Below are 11,645 nucleotides of genomic sequence, written 5' to 3'. Positions count from 1 at the left end.
GCTGCTGGCGATTCCGCTCCTGTAGCTCTAACCGCTCCTGCTATCAACGGTTAATTCTCAAGTTTAGATAAATGAGAAAGCGCCCTCTGTTAACAGAGGGCGCTTTCTCATTTGTATAGGTAAAAGATGGGTTAAACACCATACAGTGCAAGTGCCAAAATAAGCACAAAAATTAACTTTTGCACGAACTCTAGGTAAAATACATAAGCCTCATCCTTTTTCCTTAAGATCATGGGCAACACTTTTGGTCATCTATTTCGCATCACCACTTTTGGTGAATCTCACGGCGGCGGTGTAGGGGTTGTGATTGATGGTTGTCCTCCACAACTAGAAATTTCGCCAGAAGAAATTCAAGTAGAATTAGATAGAAGGCGTCCGGGACAAAGTAAAATTACGACCCCTCGTAAAGAAGCCGATACCTGCGAGATTTTATCAGGTGTATTTGAAGGCAAAACACTAGGAACGCCTATAGCAATCTTGGTACGGAACAAAGATGCTCGTTCGCAAGACTACGACGAGATGGCCGAGAAGTATCGCCCTTCTCATGCGGATGCAACTTATGATGCAAAATATGGCATTCGCAATTGGCAAGGCGGGGGTAGGTCGTCAGCGCGTGAGACAATTGGTAGAGTAGCAGCAGGTGCGATCGCTAAAAAAATTCTCCGTCAAGTTGCCAATGTTGAAGTTATTGCTTACGTGAAGCGCATCAAGGACTTGGAAGGTGTAGTTGATCCAAATACTGTCACCTTAGAACAAGTGGAAAGCAACATCGTTCGCTGTCCCGATGCTGAATGTAGCGATCGCATGATTGAATTAATTGAGCAAGTTGGTAGACAAGGTGATTCTATCGGCGGTGTCGTAGAATGTGTAGCGCGTAATGTGCCGAAAGGTTTGGGCGAACCAGTATTTGATAAATTGGAAGCTGATATCGCTAAAGGTGTGATGTCTCTCCCTGCTAGCAAAGGCTTTGAAATTGGTTCCGGTTTTGGCGGAACGCTGTTAACGGGAATTGAGCATAACGACGAATATTATATTGATGAAAATGGTGAAATTCGCACTGTAACTAACCGTTCTGGTGGTATTCAGGGGGGAATTTCCAACGGGGAAAATATCATTTTACGAGTTGCATTTAAGCCGACGGCGACAATTAGAAAAGAGCAAAAAACAGTAACTCGTGAAGGTGAAGAAACCCTATTAGCAGCAAAAGGACGACACGATCCTTGTGTGTTACCGCGTGCAGTTCCAATGGTTGAGGCGATGGTGGCGCTGGTGTTGTGTGACCATTTGTTACGGCATCATGGACAGTGTAAGGTGTTGTAGGGATTATACTTTGACTTTCAGAAAATATTTATGCTTCGAGGGTGAGTGTCTGACTCGCCCTTTTTTATATGTATTGCTATAGTAGCGGATAACACATTTAACTACGTGCGATCGCATCTACTATCAACATGGATAAAGAGTCTCAAAATCGCTTAGAACACTTTGCTGCTTTAAAGTCCAAGTACCAAGCAACTCAATATGAAGATTCATTACCCACTGATTTGCTGTATCTCATACTACGAAAACTTGACTTAGGAATTGAACTACTTGACTTAGAATCTAATTGGTTGGGAGAGTCTCAGCTTGAGGAGACTTTAGAAGCTATCAAGCAAGAGCAGAAACATAAAGTACAAGAATTCAGAAATTTAGAATTTGAATTCTCCAAATTGAAATCTAAGTACAAAGCTACAAGTTATAACGGTTCCTGGCAATCTAGTCATCTCTATTTCATTTTTTTGAAACTGGAGTCAGGAAATTTCCTTACTGATTCAGAGATTAAATGGCTAAGAGCAAATGGTTTATATGAAACCAATAAAATTGCTCAAGAGGTAAAACTATTTAGTCAACTTAAATCTAAATATAAAGCTACTCAATATCAAGACTCATATCCTGATAGCCCACTTTATCAAATACTCAAAAAATTAGAGTTAACAGAAAGTTTAAGTAATTCTGAATATAATTGGCTGATCAATAACGAACTCTTTGAAACAGCAGAAATTTTTCAGCAACAAGAGTCCGTAAAAGAAGCTGACTTTGCTCAGTTAAGAGATAAATATCAAGCGAATCGACACTCTGATTTATCATTATCTAGTCCGCTATATCCAATATTGCAAAATATTGATGCAAACAAAAATTTGCGTGAGTTAGAAATTAAGTGGTTGGAACAGCAAGGACTAAGCGAAACTATTTCCATTGCTCAAGAACTAAAAGAAACACGAGAATTTACTACTTTGAGAGCTAAATATAAAATAATTCATTATGAGGATTCATCGCCTAAGAGTCACCTGTATAAAATTCTCAAAAGGCTTGAGTTGTCCAATCAGTTAGGTGAACAGGATATTAACTTTCTCAAAAAACGCAAGCTGACTGAGATTATAGAAATTGCAAATGAAAAATATGCCTCTACCCTAAAATATAAGATAGATTCAGGAGAACTACTTAATGAGTCAGAAATTGAGTGGTTGAAAAATAATAGACGTGAAGATATCATTGTTATCGCTCAACAAAAGCACTTCGCTATTCTCAAGAGAAAATATAGATTGATATATCTTTCACTTGCGCTAGAGCCATTTTACGCGATCATGGTCAAATTAGAGAAAAAAGAACGGCTAGATCCTAAGTTGGTTTTGCAGCTTATGGAAGAGGAACTATTATCTCCTGGTGGGAAAATTGCTCTTGCGTATTACAGGCTAGAAGCAGAGTTTTATGAACAGGAATTTCACCGCACTGGAAATAAATGGGATATTCCCACCGCTAGTAGTTATTGGCGCAAAGCAGATGAACCTGAACACGCATTAAAACTTACTAACTTAGACTTAAACCAAATCAAAGAAAACAAGCTAAAGTCAGCAATTTCAGTTACTAGAGGTGCAGCATTCAGAGATATGGATAACTTAGCTGATGCAGAGATTTGTGCGAAAAAAGCTATGGAGTATCAGCCAGAAAGTTATCAATCTTGCACATTGATGGCAGCTATTGCTCATGATAGAAGTAACTATCCAAAAGCAAGTTATTGGTTTAACGAAGCAATCAAACGTGGTGCTAAACCTGAAGATATAGATGATGAGAGAAAACGATTAGTCAGGAGTACAAAAGATGAGAATAAACGACATGAGGCAGCAGAATATTTACTGAAAAAAGATTCACAACGATATGCTTGGGCTAAGTCTTATCTCAAAAAATCGTCAGACAATGGTAAATAAACTGGTTTGCATCACCAAACTACCAACATGACCAGATTCATCCATGACCAATTTGCCAAAGACTACCTCGAACAATTACTCACTCCTTACGGCGAAGTCCAAGCACCTAGACGAGTCGCAGGAGAAGTTAGACAGATTGATGTTTATTTCATTCCCAAACCACAACCAACAGACATACCAGGAACACTCGGATTATTAGGTCAAATTGTCACTACCCCTTCTCTACTTGAACCATTTCGTAACGCAGCCTCAGCTACATAAATTTGCGATTGTCTCTTAAAATTATTAGAGGTGCGTGGCGATTTACAACGACAAGCAAATCGGAATAAAACTCGTATTCTAGAATCTGATTTACCAAAATTATGGATTCTTACCCCCACAGCATCCACACAACTCTTATCAGGATTTGGTGCTAACCCAAAAGATGGCTACCTGCCTGGAATATACTTCATGCCAGAATATTTGCGTACCGCGATAGTAACAATTCATCAGTTGCCATCTATCTCAGAAACCTTATGGCTGAGAATCATCGGTAGGGGAAACGTTCAAAAGCAAGCAATTGACGAACTAGAAACACTTACTCCTGATAATCCTTCCCGAAAAGCAGCGTTAGAATTGCTGTACAACTTGCAACAAAACTTACAAGTCGCTCAAAATCAAGACGAGGAAGATAGGGAATTGCTTATGCGATTAGCACCACTTTATCAACAAGACCGCGAACAGGCGATACAAGAAGGAGAACAACGGGGACTCCAAACAGGAATTCAGCAAGGAGAACGCTTGGTGGTAGAAAACTTGCTCAAAGTTCGCTTTGGTGAAATAGATAATGAGCTTCAAGCAATTATTGAACCTTTATTATCGTTACCGCCAGAAGAGTTTACGCCTTTACTGTTGCAGTTGTCTCGTGAAGAATTAATTCATCGGTTTTGCTAGTGTTTATCACATATCTTTTAATGAGTTTTATTTTGTCATGCTAATTGCATTTATAATCGGTCTTGTTTGGTGTTTAATATACATAGATTACAACTTTTACCGATTATTCTTGCTAAGACCATGATACATTTTTAGATTCCCGACTTATTTAATCAGTCGGGAATCTTGTTGTTAATCTGTTGTAGCGATCGCTCAACAGTGTAAAATGTCTCATATAGCGTTGTATTAAGCAGGCAAGGGCGATCGCTGATGTATAATATTGCAACTTAATATAAATAATTAAACATGGATTTCCTGACAGTTCTAGGATTAGCTGCCGCCACAATAACCACAATTTCTTTTTTGCCACAAATGTTTAAAACTTGGCAAACAAAATCAGCAAAAGATGTTTCTTTAGTTACGCTGATGACATTTATAAGTGGTGTTTTTTTGTGGCTAATCTATGGAATTTATTTACAATCCTTGCCAATTATTCTTGCTAACGCCATAACATTGATTTTTAACTTAATTATTCTATGGCTTAAAATTAAATATAGATAAACTTGCCTCTAACAAACACCTGTGACATCATCTGTATTTGACTCTGAACGCCTTCTATTTACACCTACTACCCCAGACACCAACGCTATCCCCATAATCTTTGCCTTTCCCAACGAGTACAGCGTAGGTATCACTAGCCTTGGCTATCAAGTAGTTTGGGCAACTTTTGCAATGCGTGATGATGTGCAGGTGAGTCGCCTGTTTACAGATACTCATGAACAACTCCCTAGAACGCCGGAAATTGTGGGATTTTCGATTTCTTGGGAACTGGATTATGTGAATATTCTAAATTTGCTGGAATCTTTAGAAATTCCCATTCGAGGAACCTCTCGTGATGATTCTCATCCGATAATTTTTGGTGGTGGTCCCGTTCTCACAGCTAACCCCGAACCTTTTGCAGATTTTTTTGATGTAATTTTACTGGGGGATGGCGAAATCTTGTTAGGGAATTTTATTGAGGCTTACAAAGAAGTCAGAAATGCCTCAAGACAAACTCAACTAAAAAGACTTGCACAAATACCAGGAATTTATGTACCCAGTTTGTATGAGGTGGAATATCACACAAGAGATGGTGAAGTAAAGTCAATTAAACCAATTTCTTCCGAAATTCCCGCAGTGGTGCAAAAGCAGACTTATCGGGGAAATACTCTATCGGCATCCACTGTAGTCACCGAAAAAGCGGCATGGGAAAATATCTACATGGTAGAAGTGGTGAGAAGTTGTCCAGAAATGTGCCGCTTTTGTTTGGCAAGTTATCTCACACTGCCTTTTAGAACAGCCAGTCTGGAAGATTCATTAATTCCAGCGATCGCAAAAGGTTTAGAAGTCACAAATCGGCTAGGATTATTAGGGGCTTCAGTCACTCAACATCCAGAATTTGAGACTTTGCTAGATTATATTAGTCAGCCAAAGTATGATGATGTCCGTCTCAGTATTGCCTCAGTCCGAACTAATACTGTAACAGTCCAGTTAGCAGAAACTTTGACGAAACGAGACACGCGATCGCTTACCATTGCAGTAGAGAGTGGTTCTGAGAAAATCCGCCAAATCGTCAACAAAAAGCTGCATAACGATGAAATTATTCAAGCAGCCATAAATGCCAAAGCTGGCGGCTTAAAAAGCTTGAAACTCTACGGAATGGCCGGAATTCCTGGTGAAGAAGCAGAAGATTTAGAACAAACCGTAGTGATGATGCGTAATATCAAAAAAGCTGCGCCGGGATTACGGTTAACATACGGATGCAGCACCTTTGTACCCAAAGCACACACACCGTTTCAATGGTTTGGGGTGAATCGCCAAGCCGAAAAGCGGTTGCAGTTTTTGCAAAAACAGCTAAAACCACAGGGGATAGAATTTCGCCCAGAAAGCTATAATTGGTCGATTATACAGGCTTTGTTATCGAGAGGCGATCGCAGACTCTCCCAACTTCTTGAACTTACTCGTGACTTTGGCGATTCCTTGGGTAGCTACAAACGTGCTTTCAAGCAACTCAAAGGGCAAATCCCCGACTTAGATTTCTACGTCCACGCTGAATGGTCAACAGAACAAATATTACCCTGGAGCCACTTGCAAGGGCCTTTGCCACAGTCTACACTACTAAAGCATTTGGCTGATGCTAAGAGTTATATCAATCCATCTCCAAAAGAATTACAGCCAGTACTGGGGACTAGGGACTGAGGACTAGGGAATAGGAATTAAAAGTAAATATCCGATACCAATGCCCAATGCCCAATGCCCCATGCCCAATACCATTGAATTCATCGCTGAAAACTTGATGCAAAACACAGCTGAGTATTACTGCGCCTATTGCGGCGAACCGAACTTAACTTTTATTGATTTGAGTGCTGGAGGACAGCAATCTTACGTTGAAGATTGTCAAGTTTGCTGTAACCCAAATATTTTGTACGTCCGGGTTGATGAAGATACCCTAGATATCGAGATTGATACAGAATCCGAAAGTTGAATTTTAGGTTTTTCTTTCCATGCTGCACTTTAAACATTCCTCAATCATTAATACGTCACCAGAAGTAGTTTGGAAATTTCACGAAAGGCCAGATATTTTGCAACTGTTGAATCCACCTTGGCAACCAGTACAAGTGGTTCGTCGTGAAGGAGGGCTGAACGTGGGCGCTATCACCGAATTTCGCTTGTTTCTCGGCCCATTACCCTTAACTTGGTTAGCCCGTCATACTGAATGCGAAAAATATCGCCTGTTTACCGACGAACAGATATCTGGCCCCTTTGAATCTTGGGTACATCGACATGAATTTGAACCGGAAGATGGCAAAACCAGGTTAACTGACGCTATCTCCTTCTCTATGCCTGGTGGAGGAACAGTCGAATTTGTCAGTGGTTGGCTAGTGCAAGCGCAATTAGAAGCAATGTTTCGCTACCGCCACTATGTAACGAAACGCGAGTGCGAGTCATAATAAGCTAATCGTCATTAATTTTTCTCGGATGATTCTTTTGTAGTAAGTGGCTCCAGCCCTTTAGCTGATTAGGAGCCATACTTATTATTTGCTCTTCCTTAGTCTGGGCAATAACACTCAGAAAATCTTCTAACTTTCGTTAGATTTTTTGATATCTGAAATACTCTTTCGCTAATTTCAAAGTATTTCCTGAAAATCTCATCCTTTTAGACTTGTTTGTATTTTAGTACTACAGACAGATAGTCCTAATTCATAGGTTAAATACGATGAGAAATGTAATTTAATTCTTCAGGAAAAGAACCAATGGAATTTTATCCCAAGTAATGCAATAGAAAATGCATACAATGACAAGGATTGTAATACTTTAGAATTATAGTTTACTCCTGAATCTGAACTTTGAAGCGATCGCTTGCCGATGATCAGTTTTTTTGCTTACTTAGTTTTGGATCTCAATGGCTACAAGGTTATGCGGGTATTACTCCACTTCATTCCTGACTCTTCCCGCTAATTATGTTACTGTCTTTTTTTCAGGCTTCGGCTGTTTAGAAAGGACATATTAAGAATACTAGTTCTGGAAACTTCGATATTAGTCAGTATTATCACTTATATAAGCCAACCGCTATACCTAAAACAGTTTTTGCTATAGCGGTTAAATGTGTAATAATAGTTAAAGTATCTTAATATTTGTAAACATTTTAAAGTATTGGCACTATCCAATGCAAAACATTGACCACTAATGGAGTTTTCTGGCTGGTGGTTAGTGCTTTTTATGGTGGCTATATTTTAGTAAATTTCATCTGAATACTAGGCGGAGTAAAAGCGTGATTCAATTAGAACAACCACCCAGTCATCAAACAGAATTGACCCCAATAGTAAAAAGTAAATCTCAGATTAAAGGACTTTTCATTGCTATTGTCATTGTTAGCGTATGGGTCATTAGTCTGAGTTTGTTACTTTCCCTTGACATCTCCAAATTAAAATTCTGGATGCTATTGCCTAGTATACTTTGGCAAACGTTTTTATATACGGGATTATTCATTACATCTCATGATGCTATGCATGGGGTAGTATTTCCCAAAAACAGCAAAATTAATCATCTGATTGGGATATTAACCCTATCTTTTTATGGTCTTTTACCATATAAAAAATTATTAAAAAAGCATTGGTTACACCATCACAATCCAGCAACTCACATAGACCCAGATTTTCATAATGGTAAACGCAAAAACTTTTTTGCTTGGTATCTACATTTTATGAAAGGTTACTGGAGTTGGGGACAAATAATTGCCCTAATCATTATTTATAACTTTGTTAAATACATACTTCATATACCCAGTGATAATCTAAATTACTTTTGGGTGCTTCCTTCGCTTTTAAGTTCATTGCAATTATTTTATTTTGGTACTTTCCTCCCACATAGCGAACCAATCGGAGGCTATATTCAGCCTCATTGTGCCCAAACGATTCCCCGTCCAATTTGGTGGTCATTTATCACGTGCTATCATTTCGGCTACCACGAAGAACATCACGAGTATCCCCATGTTCCTTGGTGGCAGTTACCAGAGATTTTTCAGAAGGCAGGAGGAACCCACGCTTAAAAACGTGGGACTTAGGGGCTGGAGGTTTTGTATATTACGCTACAGTTAATCAAGACGTTCCACCCTAAGTAGTGACACGCGATCGCTGTTCCTTTTGGATTTAAGTGCTATCAATGTGGCAATCTGCTACATATCAGCCTGGTTTCATCCCAAATTGTCCACCCAAAGACAGTAGATTAAGTTTTGTCTGAATCACTATAAGGGATGAAATAGCTCTGCTTTCCAAAAAGTAAAAAAGGAACAGATTTTTATGACATTTGATTACAACCTGTTTGTCATTGGTGCTGGGCCTGGGGGATTGGCAGCAGCTAAAAAAGCAGCTAGTTACGGTGTCCGTGTCGCCATTGCTGAACAAGAATCCATTGGTGGAACCTGTGTAAATCGCGGCTGCGTTCCCAAAAAACTAATTGTCTACGCCGCTGACTTCGCCCTGCAAAATCAAATAGCCCACAGTTATGGGTGGAGTGATTGTCAAACATACTTTGACTGGACATTATTTATTAAGTCAGTACATCAGCATATTGACAGCATTAACCAATCCTATTTTCAGCAATTGCACAAAGCTGGAATTGAATTAATTTCTCAACACGCCACTTTCATCGATGCCCATACTATCAATATTGATGGACGCAAAGTTACAGCAGACAAAATTTTAATTGCTGTGGGAGGGCAACCCCTCAAACCTAACATTCCAGGGATAGAATACGCTATCACATCCCGCGAGATGTTTCAGCTACCTTATCTGCCGAAACGTTTAGCAATTATTGGCGGCGGCTACATTGGCGTAGAATTTTCCAGTATGATGCACGCTTTCGGTTGCGAGGTGACGGTAATTGAAAAAGATGAGATGATTTTATCGGGGTTTGATCATGACATTCGCTCTGCTGTACAACAGGGTTTGAGTAAACGCGGAATTAAGTTGTTCACCAACAGCACTGTTCAAGAAATCAAATACTCAGATGAGAGTTTGTTGTTGACTATTACTGGTGAGAGCCGAGAAATAATTACAACAGACACCATTTTAGTTGCTACAGGTTACGCTCCAAATACCAAGAATCTTGGTTTGGAAAATGCCCATGTTGAACTTGGTGAAAATGGGGCAATCAAAGTAGATGAATACAGCTGCACCAGCCAAAAAAATATTTTTGCTGTGGGTGATTGCACCAGCCGCGTACAATTGTCTCCAGTGGCTCAAGCAGAAGGTATTGCCTTTGCCGATACAGTTTTTGGCAACAAGCCACAAAAACTGAATTATGATTATGTGCCCTCTGCTGTTTTTTCTCGTCCAGAAGCAGCTAGTGTGGGGATGACGGAGGCGAAGGCACGGGAAAAATTTGGTGAATTTGTAGAATGCTACTACACCCAATTCCAAACACTGTTGTATCAGCTAACTGAGCAAAATGAATCAACCACTATAAAGTTAGTGCTAAATGCTGATTCTGGGCAAGTTTTGGGTGCTCATATGGTAGGTGAAAACGCAGCAGATATCATTCAAAGTCTGGGCGTGGCAATTCGCAAAGGCATTACCAAGCAAGATTTTGATGAAACTATAGGTATTCATCCCACCACAGGGGAAGAATTTCTGTCGTTGAATTAAAATCATGTGCAGGACTTAACCATTGTGGGGATTAGCGGGTTCAATCCCCACATCCACCTTTGTTTGATTTTTATCTTACGCAAAGAAGAAGGCGATTTAATTTTTGAATCGTCGTTTTTATATTTCAGGGATGGGTAAGAGTAGAGTGTCTTCGATATGCGATCGCAATTTTTTAGAAGCACAACGCAAAAATTTGATTGCTCATCAATTATTCAACTACCGAATGGGCTAATTAAACAATTGCCCCAAAAAATTGATAATTGGTTTCCAAAAGATACCAGTTAATACATAAGGAGCATATTGCAGGAGAGATAAGCTAGGCTTAAGTGAAGGCTTAATGGGTAAATTTTCTAACAAAAAAGGTACTACACAGGTGAGTCCATAAGCAGTTGCCAAAGCAGTAGTGAATTTAGGAGTATGACCTGGTATAGGACTATAATAAATACCCAATAGGATGCAACAAATCATCAAAAATTGCTCCCATAAAAACCATGATTGCGGCGACAAAAAATAAATTAACCTCGGAAAGCTTTTATCAATTTTTTGTCGCATTCCCAGCAGTACTGCCCAAGTTGCTGCCCCAACAATGCCATCATTCTTCAATCCATAAATTCTTTGGAAGCGTTTCACCGCTCTTTCTGTTGCACTGTCAAAATAGCTAGTAGGTTCTTTTTTCAAAAAGCCTTCATCATAAAGGATAATTTGCAGTTCCTTAACCGCATTCCTTAATTCTGGGGACTTACTTTTTTGACTCCGAGAAAGTTTTGGGTACAAAAGACAAGCCCATGTTAGTGGGCCAACCACTCCATCTGCTAGAAGATTATTTCTTTTTTGAAATTCTTTTACTGCCTCGTCTGTCTCTAAATCAAATTTCCCAGTAATCTCTGCAAGTAAACCTTGAGTTTTTAATCGCTCTTGTAATTCGTTGATTGATTCTTGTACAGATGTTGGTGTAAACTCACGGTAAAGTGTGGGAAGTTTATTAAAGACACAGACTTGTTTTTCTTCAGGAAAATAAAGTCGAACTTGTTTTAGACCAAATAAGATACTTATAGTTTGAATTAGCTTATTCATTCAGTACTCCTTTGTCGTGAGAAGTGAAAAGGATAATTCAGCCAGAGTTTTTGGTTGGTTGTTAAGATAGATGTTGCATTTGCACGCAGCCTGTTACCAACAATTATGAACTTAGTAATTAGCCTACTAAATTGACCCTAAATAGCGTAATTAACAAGGTTAAAAATTTGTTAGTTAAAAATTACTAATACAACATACTCAAAGCTTTGTTAGTTAAAATGTTGCTAACCAA

At 39.2% G+C, this 11,645-nt stretch carries 10 protein-coding genes and 1 pseudogene; 9 read left to right on the top strand and 2 right to left on the bottom strand.

Annotated elements, in window-relative coordinates:
- The first annotated feature begins 231 nt into the window (after positions 1-231).
- The 3 genes and pseudogenes from aroC to HWQ44_RS17455 all read left to right on the top strand — a co-directional run bounded on the left by aroC (position 232) and on the right by HWQ44_RS17455 (position 4,175).
- Positions 232-1,320: a chorismate synthase gene (gene aroC, locus HWQ44_RS17465; RefSeq protein ID WP_292720916.1), complete on the top strand. Its 1,089-nt coding sequence runs from the start codon at positions 232-234 to the stop codon at positions 1,318-1,320.
- 287 nt (positions 1,321-1,607) lie between these two features.
- Positions 1,608-3,242, top strand: coding sequence for a hypothetical protein (locus HWQ44_RS17460; protein ID WP_366931390.1), 1,635 nt, complete (start codon positions 1,608-1,610; stop codon positions 3,240-3,242).
- 27 nt (positions 3,243-3,269) lie between these two features.
- Positions 3,270-4,175: pseudogene (locus HWQ44_RS17455) on the top strand (hypothetical protein).
- A gap of 148 nt (positions 4,176-4,323) precedes the next feature.
- Here the strand turns inward: HWQ44_RS17455 and HWQ44_RS17450 are convergent.
- The gene (locus HWQ44_RS17450) at positions 4,324-4,524 is read right to left on the bottom strand and encodes a hypothetical protein (protein ID WP_292720918.1); all 201 of its coding nucleotides are present in this window, start codon (positions 4,522-4,524) and stop codon (positions 4,324-4,326) included.
- Between HWQ44_RS17450 and HWQ44_RS17445 the strand changes: the two genes are divergently transcribed.
- From HWQ44_RS17445 to gorA, 6 genes are all read left to right on the top strand, one after another.
- On the top strand, positions 4,461-4,715 hold the full coding sequence (locus tag HWQ44_RS17445; RefSeq protein WP_094350079.1) for a SemiSWEET transporter: 255 nt from the start codon (positions 4,461-4,463) through the stop codon (positions 4,713-4,715). The genes HWQ44_RS17450 and HWQ44_RS17445 overlap by 64 nt on opposite strands.
- 21 nt (positions 4,716-4,736) lie before the next feature.
- The gene (locus HWQ44_RS17440) at positions 4,737-6,392 is read left to right on the top strand and encodes a radical SAM protein (RefSeq protein ID WP_292720910.1); all 1,656 of its coding nucleotides are present in this window, start codon (positions 4,737-4,739) and stop codon (positions 6,390-6,392) included.
- Positions 6,393-6,489: 97 nt separating this feature from the next.
- On the top strand, positions 6,490-6,678 hold the full coding sequence (locus HWQ44_RS17435) for a CPXCG motif-containing cysteine-rich protein (RefSeq protein WP_012411100.1): 189 nt from the start codon (positions 6,490-6,492) through the stop codon (positions 6,676-6,678).
- A gap of 19 nt (positions 6,679-6,697) precedes the next feature.
- The gene (locus HWQ44_RS17430) at positions 6,698-7,144 is read left to right on the top strand and encodes an SRPBCC family protein (protein ID WP_292720908.1); all 447 of its coding nucleotides are present in this window, start codon (positions 6,698-6,700) and stop codon (positions 7,142-7,144) included.
- A gap of 821 nt (positions 7,145-7,965) precedes the next feature.
- The gene (gene crtW / locus HWQ44_RS17425; protein ID WP_292720906.1) at positions 7,966-8,742 is read left to right on the top strand and encodes a beta-carotene ketolase CrtW; all 777 of its coding nucleotides are present in this window, start codon (positions 7,966-7,968) and stop codon (positions 8,740-8,742) included.
- A gap of 250 nt (positions 8,743-8,992) precedes the next feature.
- Positions 8,993-10,339 carry a glutathione-disulfide reductase gene (gorA, locus tag HWQ44_RS17420; RefSeq protein ID WP_292720904.1) on the top strand — a complete coding sequence of 449 codons (1,347 nt, stop codon included), beginning with the start codon at positions 8,993-8,995 and terminating at the stop codon, positions 10,337-10,339.
- A 228-nt stretch (positions 10,340-10,567) separates the two neighbouring features.
- On the opposite strand, the gene HWQ44_RS17415 is transcribed toward gorA, so the two are convergent.
- Complete coding sequence (locus HWQ44_RS17415; RefSeq protein ID WP_292720902.1) at positions 10,568-11,413, bottom strand: peptidoglycan-binding protein; 846 nt, start codon at positions 11,411-11,413, stop codon at positions 10,568-10,570.
- Positions 11,414-11,645: the final 232 nt, after the last annotated feature.

This window comes from Nostoc sp. JL34 (assembly GCF_017114945.1).
GTDB lineage: Bacteria > Cyanobacteriota > Cyanobacteriia > Cyanobacteriales > Nostocaceae > Nostoc.
This window is presented reverse-complemented; position numbering and strand designations above follow the sequence as displayed.

Bases quoted from the DNA above. Each gene is read 5' to 3' on its own strand.
- aroC (WP_292720916.1), top strand. From the start codon at position 232: ATGGGCAACACTTTTGGTCATCTATTTCGCATCACCACTTTTGGTGAA.
- gorA (WP_292720904.1), top strand. From the start codon at position 8,993: ATGACATTTGATTACAACCTGTTTGTCATTGGTGCTGGGCCTGGGGGA.
- HWQ44_RS17445 (WP_094350079.1), top strand. From the start codon at position 4,461: ATGGATTTCCTGACAGTTCTAGGATTAGCTGCCGCCACAATAACCACA.
- HWQ44_RS17415 (WP_292720902.1), bottom strand. From the start codon at position 11,413: ATGAATAAGCTAATTCAAACTATAAGTATCTTATTTGGTCTAAAACAA.
- HWQ44_RS17430 (WP_292720908.1), top strand. From the start codon at position 6,698: ATGCTGCACTTTAAACATTCCTCAATCATTAATACGTCACCAGAAGTA.
- HWQ44_RS17435 (WP_012411100.1), top strand. From the start codon at position 6,490: ATGCAAAACACAGCTGAGTATTACTGCGCCTATTGCGGCGAACCGAAC.